This is a genomic window from Mesorhizobium sp. BR1-1-13 (genome assembly GCF_020165515.1).
Taxonomy (GTDB): Bacteria; Pseudomonadota; Alphaproteobacteria; order Rhizobiales; family Rhizobiaceae; genus Mesorhizobium.
In genome coordinates, this window is the sequence record NZ_JAIUIH010000002.1 from 137,520 (window position 1) to 154,952 (window position 17,433).

Annotated in this window: 15 protein-coding genes; 5 read left to right on the plus strand and 10 right to left on the minus strand. The window is 57.1% G+C overall.

All coding sequences use genetic code 11. The annotated features are described in order from the left end of the window. The first annotated feature begins 13 nt into the window (after positions 1-13). Genes LB533_RS05085 through LB533_RS05105 form a run of 5 tightly spaced genes read left to right on the plus strand, consistent with a single transcriptional unit; the run spans position 14 to position 6,830 of the window. Positions 14-2,227, plus strand: a complete 2,214-nt coding sequence (locus tag LB533_RS05085; RefSeq protein WP_224676808.1) for a glycosyltransferase — start codon at positions 14-16, stop codon at positions 2,225-2,227. Beyond that, entirely contained in the window at positions 2,218-3,870 is a 1,653-nt protein-coding gene (locus tag LB533_RS05090; protein ID WP_224676809.1) for a glycosyltransferase, read from the plus strand. Before LB533_RS05085 ends, LB533_RS05090 begins: the two co-directional genes overlap by 10 nt. Next, positions 3,867-4,484, plus strand: coding sequence for a NeuD/PglB/VioB family sugar acetyltransferase (locus LB533_RS05095; RefSeq protein ID WP_224676810.1), 618 nt, complete (start codon positions 3,867-3,869; stop codon positions 4,482-4,484). Before LB533_RS05090 ends, LB533_RS05095 begins: the two co-directional genes overlap by 4 nt. Before the next feature lie 51 nt (positions 4,485-4,535). Next, entirely contained in the window at positions 4,536-5,651 is a 1,116-nt protein-coding gene (locus LB533_RS05100) for a glycosyltransferase family 4 protein (RefSeq protein ID WP_224676811.1), read from the plus strand. A gap of 60 nt (positions 5,652-5,711) precedes the next feature. Then, positions 5,712-6,830, plus strand: a complete 1,119-nt coding sequence (locus LB533_RS05105) for a glycosyltransferase (protein WP_224676812.1) — start codon at positions 5,712-5,714, stop codon at positions 6,828-6,830. A 76-nt stretch (positions 6,831-6,906) separates the two neighbouring features. On the opposite strand, the gene rfbD is transcribed toward LB533_RS05105, so the two are convergent. The 10 genes from rfbD to LB533_RS05155 form a co-directional block, all read right to left on the minus strand. Continuing rightward, the gene (gene rfbD, locus LB533_RS05110) at positions 6,907-7,791 is read right to left on the minus strand and encodes a dTDP-4-dehydrorhamnose reductase (protein WP_224676813.1); all 885 of its coding nucleotides are present in this window, start codon (positions 7,789-7,791) and stop codon (positions 6,907-6,909) included. Beyond that, entirely contained in the window at positions 7,788-8,858 is a 1,071-nt protein-coding gene (rfbB, locus tag LB533_RS05115) for a dTDP-glucose 4,6-dehydratase (RefSeq protein ID WP_224676814.1), read from the minus strand. The genes rfbD and rfbB overlap by 4 nt, the downstream gene beginning before the upstream one ends. 31 nt (positions 8,859-8,889) lie before the next feature. After that, positions 8,890-9,444: a dTDP-4-dehydrorhamnose 3,5-epimerase gene (gene rfbC, locus LB533_RS05120; protein ID WP_140550994.1), complete on the minus strand. Its 555-nt coding sequence runs from the start codon at positions 9,442-9,444 to the stop codon at positions 8,890-8,892. Further along, on the minus strand, positions 9,445-10,326 hold the full coding sequence (gene rfbA / locus LB533_RS05125; RefSeq protein WP_140638700.1) for a glucose-1-phosphate thymidylyltransferase RfbA: 882 nt from the start codon (positions 10,324-10,326) through the stop codon (positions 9,445-9,447). 19 nt (positions 10,327-10,345) lie between these two features. Continuing rightward, complete coding sequence (locus LB533_RS05130; protein ID WP_224676815.1) at positions 10,346-11,800, minus strand: O-antigen ligase family protein; 1,455 nt, start codon at positions 11,798-11,800, stop codon at positions 10,346-10,348. After that, positions 11,797-12,927 (minus strand): tetratricopeptide repeat protein, encoded by a 1,131-nt coding sequence (locus tag LB533_RS05135; protein ID WP_224676816.1) that lies wholly within the window; start codon positions 12,925-12,927, stop codon positions 11,797-11,799. The genes LB533_RS05130 and LB533_RS05135 overlap by 4 nt, the downstream gene beginning before the upstream one ends. 16 nt (positions 12,928-12,943) lie before the next feature. Beyond that, positions 12,944-15,322, minus strand: a complete 2,379-nt coding sequence (locus LB533_RS05140) for a GumC family protein (RefSeq protein WP_224676817.1) — start codon at positions 15,320-15,322, stop codon at positions 12,944-12,946. A gap of 48 nt (positions 15,323-15,370) precedes the next feature. Beyond that, positions 15,371-15,976: a polysaccharide biosynthesis/export family protein gene (locus tag LB533_RS05145; RefSeq protein ID WP_224676818.1), complete on the minus strand. Its 606-nt coding sequence runs from the start codon at positions 15,974-15,976 to the stop codon at positions 15,371-15,373. A 317-nt stretch (positions 15,977-16,293) separates the two neighbouring features. Further along, positions 16,294-16,791 (minus strand): hypothetical protein, encoded by a 498-nt coding sequence (locus tag LB533_RS05150; RefSeq protein WP_224676819.1) that lies wholly within the window; start codon positions 16,789-16,791, stop codon positions 16,294-16,296. 107 nt (positions 16,792-16,898) lie between these two features. Further along, entirely contained in the window at positions 16,899-17,384 is a 486-nt protein-coding gene (locus tag LB533_RS05155) for a hypothetical protein (protein ID WP_224676820.1), read from the minus strand. Positions 17,385-17,433 lie beyond the last annotated feature (49 nt).

A 17,433-nucleotide genomic window follows, 5' to 3' on the forward strand; every position in this document is an offset into this window, starting at 1 on the left:
CTTCGAAGTGCCGATGTTGAAGCGTATAGGGTTCAAAGAAATCTTTCTTCCGAAGATATTTCCGCAGGACCATAATTTTCGCTCAGCCAGCATTGACTATTCCGAAGATACGAATCTTTCGATACCGTCGCATGATCTTGATAAACTTAATCAAGTCGACTGGTACAAGCCCGTTTCAAAGGAATACTGGGACATCGCCAACCGATATTTCGACGTTCTATTCTTTATAATACACGACCTAGATGCCGTGCAGAGTATGAGTAGTAGTTTTCATGGCGCAGTAATTCTGCGAGCCTACGGCCTCCCGCGCCCCTTAACTTATACATACCTTCTAAGCCAAACTGAAAACGCGCTTCTTTCGATTCAAAAACCGGTTGGAAATTTATGGTTCGGTCACGCCTATTCAGGGGCGCAAGAAGTGGAGAGTACATTCCTATCTAAACACGCACTATACCTCCCGCTAGGACTTCCAAATGACGAGGTTAATGACAAATGGATAGGTGACGACAAGCGAATACTGTTTTTTTGCCCTGATATCGGATTCAACCCGTACTACAATTCGATCTATCGAAAATTTAAATCGGATTTTAAAGGCCTCCCATGGGTTGTTGGCGGAGCTCAGCCAGTGGCCGTTAAAGATGACGCCGTGCTCGGATTCTTGCCACAGGCCCAGCATGAGAGGAATATGCAACACCTGCGAGTGATGTTCTATCACTCGCAAGAGCCCAGGCATGTGCACTATCATCCATTTGAGGCGATCCGAATTGGTATGCCACTTGTATTCATGGCAGGCGGATTACTCGACCAACTCGGCGGAGCCAATTTGCCCGGCCGAGCGAGAAATATGCATGAGGCACGGGCGAAGATAAAGCGGATACTTAACGGGGATACGCGTTTTATTGCTGAGGTGAAACGTTCCCAGACCATTCTTCTTCGACCAATGTCGGCAGATGTGTGCGATCCATACTGGCGTTCGAACTTAGAGAAAGTTATGACACGCCTGGAACAATCGAGGAGAACTCAACACAATCGGCGATCGCGGAGAAAGCGTCTAGCTGTGATTGTTCCTGTTGCTTATCGAGGCGGTAGTTTGCGTGGCGCAAAACTGCTCGCAGAAGCTCTCCTTCAGGGAAGCCAAAAGGCCGGCGAGGAAGCTGAAATAATCCTGGGTCACTTAGATGACAAAGGTTTATACTCCGACTCCGACTTTAAGGATATGCCGAAGGAAATCCTCCGGCGTCCGTTCAAGCTAAAATCGATAGATAGGCATACTGCCCAACGAGCAATGAAACTAATTGGATTTGACGCATGGGAGCCCAACGCTAACGAGTATTCTACATTTAATGACGGAATAAAATACTTCGATGATTGCGACTTACTAATAATTATTTCAGATCGCCTTTTAAGTCCTGTGCTGCGTTTCAAACCGGTTATCCATGTGGTATACGATTATATTCAAAGGTACATTGATATATTAGATAACAACCAGAACCAACAATTCATTAACGTGGCGCAGCGCGCAGATCAAATTTTCGTAACGACGGAATTCACCCGGCGTGATGCAATTGATTATGCTGGCTTACCGACCAACAAAGTTCTAAAGCTTCCGATGCTCGCGCCTGTATTTACCAAAGATCGGGCAATGAAGGACGCGCGAGAGAAATACTTTATTTGGACAACAAATGCTGCACCCCACAAGAATCACCGCAACGCCCTAGAGGCTCTGGCCCTTTATTATGAAGAGCTGGAGGGCGAGCTGGATTGTTATGTAACCGGGGTGAACACAAAGAAGCTATTCAAGGGACGAATGGAACATCTTAAGGATGCCAAAGAGCTTTTGCGAGCTAGCCCGTTGTTGCGAGAGAAGGTCAAGGTATTAGGAGAATTGCCGGAGAAAACCTATCGGCGCGTTCTTGGGAAAAGCCAATTCCTTTGGCATGCTGGCACGATAGATAATGGCACGTTCAGCGTAGTCGAGGCCGCCAGCTTGAGCGTACCTTCTTTGTCGAGCGATTATCCCGCCATGAGAGAAATGAACCAGCAGTTCTCTCTTGGCCTAACCTTTATGGATGCCAACGATCCAGAAGGTATGGCCACCATGCTCAAACACATGGAACTGAACATCCAGGAAAAGGTGGCGGCGCTGCCCTCAAGAACCGTGCTCGAAAAACAGGACATTAGTCGTTTAGCACCTGTTTATTGGAAGGCGGCAGCAGAATGGCTGTAAAGAAGTACGGCATTTTTCTGGCCTATCCACCAACTGTAAACCTTAGAACTGAGGGGCTAGGACGATACCTATCGGCGTTTGTGAAGGCAGCTTCGACTAGCCAAGACAGGCACTTGGTTATAGCGACACCGAGCTGGTTGCGGATTCAATTGTCCGATCTTTTTAAGGACGCCGAGGTCCCTGAAGCCTCCTACAGTTTTGTGGGGCCAGTAAAACTGCCGCTGCTGCTTAGAATGTACCTGCGGGCCAAGAGATCGCCGAAGCCACGGCGGGGCCCTCGATTTCGAAGGTTGCTGCGATATTCGTATCTTGTCGTAGCGGGCCATTTGAAATGGTTGACGTATGGTATCGCCAGTACGCGTAACCCGTTGATCTTTGTCGCTTTATGCTCCTATTTTGGAGTCATCTCCCTAGTCTCTTTGCCAATAGCAGCTCTCTTTGGCTTGTTTAAGTCCGCAAAAGTGACAAGAATCGTCTCTTTAAAAATTGAACGCAAACTTTACGCTCAGTTCGGAGAGCAGATTTTACGAGTGAGGCAAATCGTTACAGGTACACGGAAGAGGCTGCCAGCGTCTTCGGTCGGTAGCTTTTTCTTTGCAGGAATGCACTACTCGGAAATGAGGCAGATGGTTTCCGAAATTAACCGTACGAGACCGGCATCTGCGTGGTACTGCCCAACTGCGTTCTGGCCCCAGTTCAACGAACTGGAAGCGGCACGTTTGATGTGTGTGCCGGATATTGTTGTCTCAGATTTTGCCATAGATTTTGCAGAGTATGGGGAACCAGTGGTGATAACCTTTGATGATATCGGCTCAGCGATTGCCGGTGGATCGGATTTTGTCACCTACAGCCAGCATATCAAGACCGACACGTTGGTTCATCAGATGGGCGTGGACCCGGAAAGAGTATGGGTCGTGCCACATGCTCCGAGCACCCTCTCGCATCGTACAGATATTACTGGCTTCCCGAATAATGAAGCTGCCTCGAAAAGCCTGAGTCAAGCACTAGTCGTGCAAAGTTTGCACAAAGTCACGGGCTTGTCTCGGGCGGTTTTTCTAAGTAAAACCAACTTCAAGTTTTTATTTTATGCTAGCCAATTTAGACCCTCGAAGAATGTAATTACCTTACTAAGAGCTTATGAGCATCTCCTTAGGAAGCGGTTTATCGGTCATAAGCTGGTATTGACGGGAAACGGAGACGCAAAGAATGTCAGAGAGTTTATCGAGAGGTACGATCTTGCTGACGATGTCCTGTGTCTGTACGGGCTGACGGAAGTCGAGTTAGCTTCATTCTACAAATGTGCAGATCTCGCAGTGAACCCCTCGTTGTCTGAAGGCGGGATGCCTTTTACCTTCACAGAAGCGTTATCAGTCGGCACGCCCGTAGTAATGGCCGACATCGATGTGACGCGAGAGATACTAACCGATCCAGCACTACGCCAGGCCACGTTGTTCAATCCCTATGATTGGCGCAATATGGCTGACAAAATTGAATGGGCTCTTAAAAACCGGGATACGCTCTATCTGCAGCAGCGGCAATTTTTTGATGTGCTCGCGAAGCGTACTTGGGAGGATGTTGTGAATGAACATATCGGCATCCTTGATGCCATAGCCGAGCGGAACGACATGACAAAGTCGTCGTGAGCAAAGGCCTTTTCATTCTGGGCTTTGGCGGCCATGCGCGCAGCGTAGGAGACATAGCCTTATCGTCAGGATTCGACGATTTGATTTTCATAGATGACCAGGCAAAGGCCGGTGAGGAATTTGCGGGCTTTCCTGCTGTCGCCGTTCTTCCCAGCAATGCCGCCGGCGCCGGTTGGCTCATGTTTCCGGGCTCGGGTGACAATGCGCGGCGACGCGCGCAATGCGGGAGCGCCCTTCTTCCTCTTGCTCTTGCGACGCTGGTCGCACCGACTGCCTCTGTCGGGAGGCAATGTGAGATCGGGCAAGGCTCACTGGTCGCTCATCAGGCCCATTTGGGGCCGCTAACAAAGATCGGACGAGGCGTCATCATCAATAGCGGGGCAGTCGTCGACCACGAATGCCTGATCGGTGACTTTTCGCATATATCCGTCAATGCGACCGTCGCCGGCCGTTGCCAAATAGGCACGCAAGTTCTGGTCGGCGCAGGTGCGACCGTGATTGATCGGATCAGCATATGTGACAATGTCATTGTCGGCGCTGGTGCAACGGTCGTCCGAGACGTTGAAGTGCCTGGCGTGTATATAGGCACGCCGGCCCGTCGAGCCCACGGCTAGACAGCGCCAGCCGCATTTCTTACAGGCTCGAACAGAAAAATGGTCCGATTCATGAAAATCGGCATTGATGCCCGCAACCTTGTCCACAATCTCACAGGCATCGGCCGCTATGTGCTGGAGATGTGCCGTGGGTTGGCGGAAGCTGGTCACGAAACCTTTCTATATCTCCCGGAGCGACCGGTGTCGGATCTGTCTCGCCTATCGGGCGCAACGTTCCGGATATCTGGTCATGCAGGTAATTTCAGGCGCATGATCTGGTCTCAGACCACACTGCCGAAACAGGCGGCCGGCGATAAAATCGACGTCTTTTGGGGGCCTGCACACAGATTGCCCTTTAGCTTGGATCCGGATATTCCCCGCGTTGTGACCATTCACGATCTCGTATGGCACCATGCGGCGTCCACGATGCGTTTGCAGGGTTGGCTCGGCGATCGCTTCCTTATGCGACCAGCCATATTCTCTTCGGACGAGGTCGTCACGGTCTCGCGCTCCACGGCCGACGCTGTTCGAACGTTGTACCCATCAATCTCCAAGAAGCTGCGTGTCGTATATCCAGGGTTGACGAGGCTGGATGATGGCGGCACTAGCAGCGTGCTTGCAGACAACGGCATCGACCGCGATTACGCCCTTTTTGTCGGCACACTCGAGCCGCGCAAAAATTTGCGAAATCTGCTGGAAGCATATGCGCTGCTTGCCGGACCTGTGAGGAAAAATCTGCTTCTCGTGATAGCGGGAGGCCAGGGGTGGCGTCTTGGAGACCTGCGCGAGCACATAGTGCGTCTCAAGATCGAACCGGAGGTACGACTGGCGGGGTATGTCACAGACAGCGACCTCGCGGTCCTTTATCGCCGAGCCAAGTTTCTTGCCATGCCATCCCTATACGAAGGTTTCGGATTTCCAATTATCGAGGCTAATGCAGTGGGAGCGCCGGTCCTGACTTCGAATCTGTCGTCCATGCCTGAGGTAGCTGGCGAGGCTGCCCTTCTCGTTGACCCGACCAACATTCAAGATATCTCCACCGCCATAGAACGACTGGCGCTCGACAACACGTTGCGTTCGCGACTGGCTGAAAAAGCACCGCTTAACGCGCTCCGGTTCAACTGGAGAAAAAGCGCCTCGGAACTGGCCGCGGTATTTGAATCGGCCATCGCTGCAAGAAAGCGCTGACATGAAAGGCATGCTGGAGATTTTTGGGCAGGCCATCGAGCAAAGACGGAAGACTAACATTTGAAAGTCCTCCATTTCTTCAAGACATACTGGCCCGATACCTTTGGCGGGGTGGAGCGGACGATACATGCCATCGCTCAAAGCACCGCCAGCCGCGGCATTGAAACCGAAGTGCTCTCGTTGAGCCGTGCTCCGAACGAGAACACACGGGCTTTCGACGGGCATATGGCCCGTAAGGCCAGGCTGGATTTCGAGCTGGCATCGACCGGGTTTTCACGCGAGGTCTTTCGGGAATTCGCAGCGCTCGCCAAAAACGCCGACCTGATACATTACCATTTTCCATGGCCGTTCATGGACATCGTGCATTTTCACTCCCGTCACGGCAAACCGACTGTCGTCACCTACCATTCCGATATCGTCAAACAGAAACTCATCCTGCCTCTTTATCGACCGCTGATGCTGCGGTTCCTCAGGGATGTGGACGCTATCGTCGCGACATCTCCGGATTATTTGAAATCGAGCCCCGTTCTTAGGGCCTTGGAGGGCAAATCGGCGATCATCCCAATCGGCATAGATGAAACCGACTATCCCACGCCGACCGAAGCCGACAACAGATGGTGCCAATCGGCAGTGGCAGAGCCTTTCGTGCTCTTCGTCGGCGTCTTGCGCTACTATAAGGGGCTGGACGTGCTGATCCAGGCGGCCGACAAAGTCAGGTGCAAGATCGTTATTGCCGGATCAGGGCCTATCGAGGAGCGCCTGAAGCTTCAGGCCAAGACGTTGCGTCGCAACAATGTGATTTTCCTCGGCGAGGTGGCCGAGCGGCACAAGATGGCGCTCCTCCACAACTGCCTGGGGTTCGTTTTTCCGTCAAACCAGAGGTCGGAAGCCTACGGGCTTTCTCTCGTCGAGGCTGCGATGTGCGGCAAGCCGATGATCTCTTGCGAGATCGGAACGGGAACAAGTTATGTGAACAAAGCCGGCGAGACCGGGTTGGTCGTACCGCCTTCCGATCCAGCACGCCTTGCCCAAGCCATCAACCAGGTCGTCGATTCGCCGGTCGAAGCAGCGAACTGGGGGCGAGCTGCCCGTGATCGCTACGTTCGCCTCTTTACGGCTGACAGGATGGGAAAGGCGTATGCCGATCTCTATCACCAGCTCGATAACCGCCGACGCTGACATGCGGCTTCGCGCTGCGGCAGCCGGTGAATCCCCCGCCGGTTGCTGGTTGTTGATGCAGTCAAAGCCCGTCAGGTCACCTGCTCAGGAGACGACGGATCACCTCTCGCGCTGACTTCTGCAGTACCGGCGCACTCCATCCAAACACGGAGGCGAACTTCGCGCTCGACAGCCGTGAATTGGCGGGGCGGCGCGCCTTGGTCGGATAGTCCTTCGCAGCAATATCGCGCACCCGCGCGGAGGGGCCACCGAGCCCACCGCTTGTGTCCAGGATATAGCGGGCGAAGCCGCTCCAGTTGGTCTCGCCCGTGCCGGCCAGATGATAGATGCCCCACGCAGCGAAATCCTCGTTGCGGTGCAGCCGTGCTGCCGCATGCAGGATCGCGTCGGCGATATCAAGCGCGGAAGTGGGATTTCCCCATTGGTCGGCCACGACCGGTATCTCGTCGCGATCGCCGGCCAACCTCAGCATGGTCTTGACGAAATTCTTGCCGAACGGGCTGTAGACCCAGGCAGTTCGCAGGATGAGGTGGCGCGGATTGGCTGATGCCACGGCCTCTTCGCCGGCAAGTTTGGAGGCGCCGTAGACGCCAATCGGCGCGGTCGCGTCGGTTTCCAGATAGGGACCGTCCTTGGTGCCGTCGAAGACATAGTCGGTCGACAGATGGATGACGGGCACGCCGAGCCGAGCCGCCGCCTGCGCCACCTCGCCGGCGCCGGCGGCGTTCACCGCAAAGGCGAGCTCGGGTTCGTCCTCGGCCTGGTCCACCGCCGTGTAGGCGGCGGCCGACACGACGATGTCGGGCTTGGCGGCGGTGATGGCCTCGATCACGGTCCCGGGCCGCGCGAGGTCGAGTTGCGGCCGGCCGATGGCGACGACCTCGACGTCTTCGCGCCCGCGCCCAGCCTCCAGAAGGCTTGCCGCGACCTGCCCCTCGCGTCCGGTGACAACGAGCCTCACACCGCCTCCTTGCGCGCTCCGCCCAGTCTTTCGCCGGCATAGCGCTGTTCGCGGATCGGTCCCCACCACCATTTGTTGTCCAGGTACCAGTCGACCGTCCTTGCCAGGCCGCTGTCGAAATTCTCCCTCGGCGCCCAGCCGAGCTCGCGGCCGATCTTCGAGGCGTCGATGGCGTAGCGGCGATCATGGCCGGGGCGGTCGGTTACGAAAGAGATCAGGCCGCGATAGCTTTTGCCGCCGGCGCGGGGGCGCCTGGCGTCGAGCAGATCGCAGATCGTCTCGACGACACCCAGATTGGTGCGTTCCGAATTGCCGCCGACATTGTAGCTCTCACCCGGCTGCCCTTTCGTAGCGACGAGTTCCAGGGCACGCGCGTGATCCTCGACGAACAGCCAGTCGCGCACATTGGCGCCGACGCCGTAGACCGGCAGCGGCTTCTCGTCGAGCGCGTTGAGGATGACGAGCGGGATCAGCTTTTCGGGAAAATGGTAGGGCCCGTAATTGTTCGAACAATTGGACAGCACCACCGGCAGGCCATAGGTCTCATGCCAGGCGCGCACCAGATGGTCGGAGGCCGCCTTGGAGGCGGAATAGGGCGAAGAAGGCGCGTAAGGCGTCTCTTCCACGAACATGCCGCCATCGAAGGGCAGGTCACCGAACACCTCGTCGGTCGAGACGTGATGGAAGCGGAAACGGCCCTTCCTGTGGTCGGACAGGCCGCGCCAGTATTCCAGCGCTGCATTGAGGATCCGGTAGGTGCCGACGATGTTGGTCTCGATGAAGGCGCCCGGCCCATCGATCGAGCGGTCGACATGGCTCTCGGCGGCGAGGTTCATGACGATGTCGATATCGTCGCGGCGCAATATGTCGAGCACCGCCCTCTCGTCGCAGATGTCGGCATGGGCGAAGCTGTAATTGTGTGCATTTTCGATCGGCCGCAGCGAGGCCAGGTTGCCGGCATAGGTCAGCTTGTCGAGATTGGTCACCCGGTAGGCCGGGTTGGCGCACAGATGCCGGCACACCGCCGAACCGATGAAGCCGGCCCCACCCGTCACCAGAAAATTCATGCCGCTATCCCTTGGCATCTGGCAATGTTCATCAGGCAAACACCTCGGCGGCGGCGAGCAGCGGCGCCTTGAGGTCCTTGTCAGAAAGCTGGAAGCCGCCAGCCGGCGGCGGCCATTCGATGCCGATGGCGGGGTCGTCGAAACGGATCGAGCGGTCGTGTTCGGGCGAATAGGTGTCGGTCACCTTGTACAGTACCTCGGTATCGGGCACGAGCGTCATGAAGCCGTGGGCGAAGCCCTTGGGCACCAGGATCTGGTTGCCCTTCTCGGCCGAGACCTCGAGGGCAACCCATTTTCCGAATGTCGGCGAGGAGCGGCGGATATCGACGGCGACATCAAGGACACTGCCTCTGACAACGCGCAGCAGCTTGTCCTGGGCACGGGGCGGCAACTGATAGTGCAGCCCCCTGACGACACCGGCCGCGGCGGAATAGGAGTGATTGTCCTGGACGAAGGCGAGTTCGAGGCCGGCCTCGGCGAAGCGTGCGGCGTTCCAGGTTTCGGTGAAGTAGCCACGGGCGTCGCCGTGCCGCTTCGGAATGATTTCGAGCAGACCTTCGATGCCAAGGGGTCTCACTTCCAGCATCTAGTCCTCCGACAACTCGACCACCCGGCGGCGCAGATAGGCGGCATATTCATTTTTTCCCAATCGGGTTGCGCGCTGCAACACCTCCTCAGCCCGGAGCCAGCCCTGCTCGAAGGCGATTTCCTCCGGACAGGCGACCTTGATGCCTTGGCGACGTTCGATTGTACGCACGAACGAAGAAGCATCGTCCAGGCTGTCATGGGTGCCGGTATCGAGCCAGGCGTAGCCGCGCCCCAACCTATGCACCTGCAACTGGCCACGCTCGAGATAGGCATTGTTGACCGCCGTGATTTCGAGCTCGCCTCGAGCCGAGGGCCGAATCCTTGAGGCGATGTCGACAACCTCGTTGTCGTAGAAATAAAGGCCGGTGACGGCCCAGTTGGATTTCGGCTTCTGTGGTTTTTCCTCAATCGTGAGCGCGGTTCCAGTGGTCTTGTCGAAGGACACCACGCCATAGCGCTCCGGATCCTCGACATGGTAGGCGAACACCGAAGCGCCGCTTTCGCGCGATGCCGCGGTGCGGCAAAGCTTGGACAATCCGTCGCCAAAATAAATGTTGTCGCCCAGTATCATCGACACGCTGTCCGCGCCGATGAAGTCACGGCCGATAATGAAGGCTTCGGCAAGCCCGTTGGGCTGCGGCTGCTCGGCGTAGGACAACTCAAGCCCGAATTCCGATCCATCGCCCAACAGCTCGCGGAAAACCGGCAGGTCCCGCGGCGTGGAAATGACCAGAATCTCTCGAATCCCCGCAAGCATCAAAACGCTCAGCGGGTAATAGATCATCGGCTTGTCGTATACCGGGAGTATTTGCTTGGAGACCGCTAACGTTAGCGGATAAAGGCGCGTTCCACTGCCTCCAGCAAGGATAATTCCTTTCAAGAAACTCTCCTTGACATGCCTAAGTCCCCTCCCCTGACACAAGCCGCCCGTGCTTAGGTTTCATGCCGTGGCTTGTCAATCTGGTGCCCGACGAAGGCGCCGAGCGAGTGTCCCCGGCCCCGGCCAACCGCCCTTGCCTTGCCGGGCCCGAGGTCCTGGCCGGGACAAGCAGATTGTCTTCATCGTGATGGCCTATCTCGCCCATCTCGCGCCTTTGGTTCAGCCGCTCGGCAAAACCCTTGTGAAAGACGATCGCATTCAAATAGGCGAACGTCATCGCGAGTGCTGCGGTTCGCAAGGGATAGTCGACAAGAGAGTGAACGAGCAAAAACGACACCGAAAGAAATGCAGCCTTCTGTAACGGCTCCCGGCGAATCCGGACCGACGAGGCGAAAAGCAATATGGCATACACAATCATTAACAAAACGCCCGGTATGCCGCCCTCAAGTGCCAATTCGAGGTAGTCGTTGTGGGCATGATTTACATAAGTTCTGAAAATCATCTCTCCCTTTTCGTAAATTTGATAGACTTTCGGAAAACTGCCGAAACCAACGCCGGTCACCCAGTTCTCTTTAATCCCTTCGATCGTGGTGCGGGCAAACTCCGCCCTGCCGAAAGCCGGGTCGACCGCTTTCGCGTCGATCTTCGCCCATGCGCCGATCGTGTAGACGGAAAGACCGATGAAAACCGCAAGAATACCATATCCGCCCGCCCTTGAGCGAGCGGACAGGAAGACAACGGATATCGCGGTAATCGCCAGTCCGATCAGAATGCCGGCGCGCGAGCCGGCTGCCAGAAGAAGCAGCAAGAGCATCGTCAGCCCAAGCGATCCGGACAGAAGATGTCCACGGAACAAGCCATAATAGACCACGAATGGGATGGAGACGAAGAGCAAGGCCGAAAAGTGATTTTGATTGGCAAACAGGCCCGCATTGATCGTAAACGGCAGCAATCCTTCTATGGCGACCGTATCGGAGAGCGAATACTGGATCGCCGCGGCCAGGCCGTTGCAGATGACGCCCATGAAAAAGAATGGAACAAGGCCGTAGACCTGCTCGGCGCGCAGGCGGGTGACGCCGAGGAAAAATGCCGCGGCGGCGGCGAAATACAACATGCACTCGATCGTGCGCCCGACGCCGACGCTGACGAAGCGCGATTGCGTTTCACCATCCATCCAGGTTTTGGCAAGCAGCACCTCAGGCCGCAACCCATCCAGCAAGGCCGCGGGCAGCGGAACGATCTGGAAGCAGAACACGGCCAGGCCGAGAGCAATCAGCCACAAGATCGCCAGGGGAATTGTTTGTCCGCTGCGCCGCGACAGGATGGCCGCGGCCGAGAGAATCGCCGCGATCTCGATCAGCGTTTCGGTGTAGAGACCGCTCGCGGTGCCGCCGCCAATCAGCAGTGACAGGAAAAGAACCGACCCAAGCAGGTATTTGTCCCACTGCCCGGGCTGCCGTGACCGTGCTCTCACGACGGGACCCTTTCGATGCTCAATCTGTGCATGACCAGCGTGCCGACGTATCGAAACCGCCAGCTCTCGGCAATTGCGGCTGTTTCCAGCCTCAGCAATTGTATCGGACACGCAGCCGGTCCGACGGTGAAATCCAGGCTCAGGCTTCGCCGGTTGAATGTGCCTTCCGGTATGTTGAAGCGCGCTATCTCGCTTGACGGGTCCGCGCATCTGACGGACCAGAACAGCTGCTTTGGCAGTTTGAGATTTGTCGCGGACGCGGTCATGGACATCCGGTAAGAACCGGGGGGCAATTCGACATATTGCTGAAGCGCGGCGTTCTTGACCGGCGTGTTTAGAAATCGAACCGTCGCCCCGCTGTCGCTTTCACTTTCATCCGCGCCTTGCGATCCGGCAAAGGTGATCTCCAGCCCAGATCGGTCGTGTATCACCCAGTCGAACGGCTTGCCGCTGTAGAGCGGCTCGAAGCCGCCATTGAAGATATAGCCGCCCAGCTTACGCTCCTGATCGGACAGGCTGAAAAGAAACAGCCGATAGGCCGGGCCATAGTCCTTCTGCTTGATGTAACCGGTGATAACGGCGGACAATTCGCTGGAGGTCGGCGGCGCACCCGTGCGCCCGAGATCGAGCAGGAGCTGGTTTGCAGGTCCCAGGCTTTGCGGGTTCCGGCCAAGGGCGAGAAAAAGCTTACCACGCCACGGCGCCTCTGCCTCCAGGGCTGCCAGCACGGCCTGATAGCCGTTGGAATTGGAAAGGATGGCAGGCCAGCCTGGGGCGATGGCCGAAAACTGGTCTGGCCACCGGCGCAGCAAGGTGTCGATCTCGCCCACGGCCCTCGCCAGATCGCCTGCCGCGATCGAGCGATCGATGGACCTTTGCAGCGCATGGATTTCAGTCTTGGACAGTTTTCGCGCCTGGTCGAAAAGTTCGAAAGCCTGGGCCTGTTCGCCTTGCCGATATCTGATCTCGCCGATCAGGCTGTAGAGACGGGCGTCCGCGACATTGAAGCGAAGTGCGTTCTTGGCCTTGGCGGCCAGGGCGCTGAGATCGGCGCTCGTTTTGTTCAGCTCGCCGGCAATTTCGTCTATCAAGGCATCTGCGTTCAGCGGGTCCAGTGCCAGAGACACGCTCGGCGTTCCCTCCTCAAGGAGCCGACTTAGCCCGATCGACGAAGCCATCAACACCAGAACGGAGGCGACGAACCAAACGCTTGAACGCAGGAGATTTTGCATGAGCGGGCTGGCCTGCTCCGTCATCGACTTTGCCCTCAATCTTCGGCGTGCCCGCGCCATGTTCGTAATATTGGTAGTTCATGTATTTATAGGCGTAGTTGTAGTCGAACTTGTTCACCGCGAATTTCGACATTGCCGCCCCGATCACGTTCGCTCCGGCTGCGCGCAGGCGTTTCAGCGCCGTCTTGGCCGCCTTGCGCGTCACCTGGTTGGTGGAAATGACCACCAGCGTGCCCTCGGCGAGCCGGCTGAGAATGGGCGCATCGGACAGGCCGACGATCGGCGGAGCGTCGACGATGACGAGATCGAAGCGCTTGCCGAGATTGGTGACGATCAGCGCCATCTTCGGCGATGAAAGCAGATCCGCAGGGTTGGGCGGGATCGTTCCGGACGTCAGCACGGTCACGTTGGGATATTTGGTCGTCCTGAATATGCCCGCCACATCTTCCTTGCGCACGGTATTCGTCAGGAGATTGCTCAACCCGATCGCGTTGTCGAGACCGAACAGCCGATGAAGATTCGGTTTGCGCAGGTCGCCGTCGATAAGCAAGACCTTCGCACCGAGGGCGGCGAAATCCTGACCGAGCTTGAACGAGGTCGTCGACTTGCCTTCGGAAGGCTCGGAGCTGGTCACCAGCAGCGAACGCGGCGCGCCCTCCGCGCCGGAGAATTGCAGCGACGTTCGCAGCGAACGATAAGCTTCCGATAGCCCGGACTTCTGGTCGGCGATGCTGGCCGTCAGTTCGCGGTCATCGACGAGCGGCAGGATGCCGAGCATGGCCAGCCCCAGCTCCCTTTCGACCTGCTCGGGATTGGTGAAGGTGTTGTTCAGCAACTCGATGATGTAGATGATCGATGCAGTGAGGGCCATGAACAGCGCTAGCGCGATCGCCAGATTGATGATCAGGCGCGGAGAATAGGGACTTACGGGCAGGGTCGCGAAATCGACAATGGCTGCGCTTTGCGTCTTGAGTTCGGAGCTGACGCCTACTTCATTCAGCTTGGTGATGAGGCTGTCATATTGCGACCGGTTGGAATCGACCTCGCGCTTGAGGATGGTATATTTTATATTCTTGTCATTGAAGACAACCTGCTGCTTTTCCATCTCGGCGAGCTTGGATTTGAGGTCGGCTTCCTTGTTCTGCGCTTCCTGGTACTTCAGGCGCAGCGAATCGGTTATCGTCAGGACGCCGTTGTTATAGAGCCGCGTCAGCTCCTTGATCTGCGACTGGAGTTGCTGCATCTCCGGAAAGCCAGGCTTCAGAATGCTCAGTTTCTGCTGATATTGGCTCTTGAGGTCCGCGAGTTTTTCGCTGAGTTTTTGTAAGCCATCACTCTCCAGAACCGGCGACAGGCTGGAGCCCCGGCCCTTGTCTATCTGGTCCACGACGCGACCGGCATCAAGACGATCCTGAATAGCGGTCGCGAGCGCTGTGTTCAGCGCCTCGATATTCGATCCGATCAGCGATTTGTCGTCGCCGGTGACGGTGATGCCGGCATCCTTCGCATAGGTGACCAGCTCCTCCTCGGACTTCTGCAGCTTCTGCTTGACCTGCAGGACCTGTTCCTGGATGAACTGTCTCGCCAGATCGGACGTCTCGCTGGTCTGGTCGAGACGTTGATCGATAAAACTCTGCGCTACCTGGTTGGCGACGTCACTTGCGTATCTTGGCTTCTGGTCGACGAAGGTGATCGACAGCAAGCTGGTGTTGGTCACAAGGTTGACCGTCAGATCCTTCAGAACGCGCTTGATCGCCATTGCCTCTCGCTCTTCGGGGGTCTTTTCCTGGATCGAAGGCGATTTGGAAATTCCAAATGCACGGTAGAAGATGTTGCTGAGCGAGAAGCTCGGGGTTGGGAACAGGAAATCCGGTTTTTCGGAGAGCCCCAGCTGAAACACGACGCGCTGGGCCAGCGCCCGGCTCTTCAGTTTCTCGCGAGCGGTCAGAAACGCGCGTAAGTCGCTGTTTTCGGAAACCACTTCGATGTCCTGAAAAACCTTTGCCGAAGGGACCAGGACTTCCAGCTGCGTCGTTGCCTGATATTTCGGCGTCTGCATCATTGTCACTATGATACCGGCAACTAGGCCAGCCACCGCCATCATGACGATCAACCAGCGGTATTGCACAACATAGAAAAGCAGCTTGAGCGGATTGAACCTCTCGTCGCGAGCGGCATAGTCTCGACCGTAAGGACTATAATTCTGCGCCCCGTCATAATAGAGGTCCGCGGACAAAGCCTGGCCATGTCGAGGACCGGCGATTTGGGACTGCCTGTTGCGATCGAGCATGCGCGAGGTGATCCTGGTTGTCCTTATCCTGGCCGGCCAGGCCCTCCCTTACGGAATGACCGCAATTCGGGCCGCGCTCGATGCGAGGCCCAGGGCGTCCTTCAAATTGTTCATTGCGATTTTCGACTTCGAAGCGAAAACCACGACCACGTCGCCGCCATAGATGCGCGGGTTGCGATTCTTGCCGGCGCGGATTTCCTCGACATTGTAGTTTGCCACCAGCTTGTTTTGACCGACATTGCGGTAGACGAAGACCTTGCCGGCATCGCCGATGGCGTTGAAGCCTCCGGCAAGGGCGATCGCATCCAGCAAGGAGGCGCTGCTGGACACCGGGTAGATGCCGGCCCTGTTGACCTCGCCGTCGACCGTGATGCGCTGGCCTATCGATTCCTTGACGAAAATCGTCACATCCGGCGACTGCAGATATTTTGCGCCATAGGCGGTCTCGATATCCTTTTCGAGCTGGCGGACCGTCTTGCCGGCCGCTGTCATCGTCCCGATAAGCGGAAGGGAAATCTGGCCGCCGGCATCCACCTGAACCGTCCTGTTCAGGTTGTCGACCTGGAATACGCTGACTTCGAGTACATCGTTGGCAGACAGCGGCTGCTCGCTGCCGTTTTGTGTATTCTGCGGTGCCGGCAGATCCTTCACCATCCGTAGCGCGCCGCCCCCGGCAAGCGCCGTTGAGGACGATGTCGGCTGCAGCGCATCGACAGAGCTCGTGGACGATGATGAACTGCTCGCGCAAGCAGAGAGGGCGAGCAATACAAGCAGTGCCGGCATCCCCGCGCCACTTCCCTCAAGATCGAGAATGCCCATCACAGAGCCCCACTTTGAACAGCTTGGGCAGCCCATCGAAATGGCCCGCACAGCTGGCTCCCGGCTTCTTCGCTCGTTTTTCCGATGGCGTGAGCAACTGGTTCTGCACCATCACGCCCGAGCGTGCGCAAACCGGCGAGACCAGACCCTGGCTAGCGGCTGACTGCGTCGTCGTCATCCTGTAGTCCAATAGCCAGTGCTGCGGCGCCACCAACCGCGCCGGCGCCCAACAGCACCGGCAAAATGCCAGGTCCGGAATTGGCAGGTCCGGTAGCAGCCTGCTGCGCATCAAGCGAGACGCACATACCGCCTTGCACCGGATCGATGCTGACGGTCGCGTTGGCCGGAACATCAAGCGCGCAATTGGCGCCGACAGCCAAGGAAGCCGATGCTTGCGGCCCGGTCATGATGCGCGCGAGTGGATAGATCGGCGCTCCCGCGCCCACCCCGGCGTAACCGCCGGCCTGCGACATCTGCACATCACCCTGGACTTGGGTGAACTGGCCGACAATGCCAGACACGGGCGCAGCGGCCAGGCACGAACATGTCTGTGCCGACTGGGCAACAGCATCGAACGCTGCAAACAAGGCACCTCCCCCGGCGAGCGTGACAAAAGCTAAAACAACCCCAACCCGATGACGCTCGGTCATTTCTACCCCCATTCGAACCAACGACCCGCCCCCGGAGCGAATCGCTTACGCACCCCTTCGATCAACAACGCTCAAAGAACTCACCAGCATTCACGGTGATCCGCCCCTCAACGACTGACCGCTGTGTCGTCATCCTGCGTCGCCGCCAACACACCGCTGGTGACAAGCGCACCGACGAAAATCCCTTCGGGCAGGCCAAACCCACTTGTGCCGCCGGACCGCTGGATGGCCGCCGTCCGCTCCGAATCCACGAGTTTCAGACAGATGTTGCCACCCACGCGTGAAACATCCAGACTGGAATTCGCCGGTACATTCATGTTGCAGCCCCCAACAAGCACGGATGCCGAACCCTTGGCACCGACTACCACCCGACTGCCGAGACCGAGAGTGTTCCCCGCCTTTGCAGGACCATAGCCGACCGACTGCGACACCATCACGTCGCCATCGGCGGAACGAATGGATCCAATCGCACTCGCCGGGCCGCGATAGGCGGCAGCGCAGCTGCAGGATACATCCTGGGCGAAAGATGAAACCGAAGTGAAACCACTCGAGGCAACCAACGCGCTCACTGCGGTTCTAATGATGACATTCATCTGCTTCGCTTTTCCTTCAAATCGTCCAGGATATGCCAGATCAAAAGGT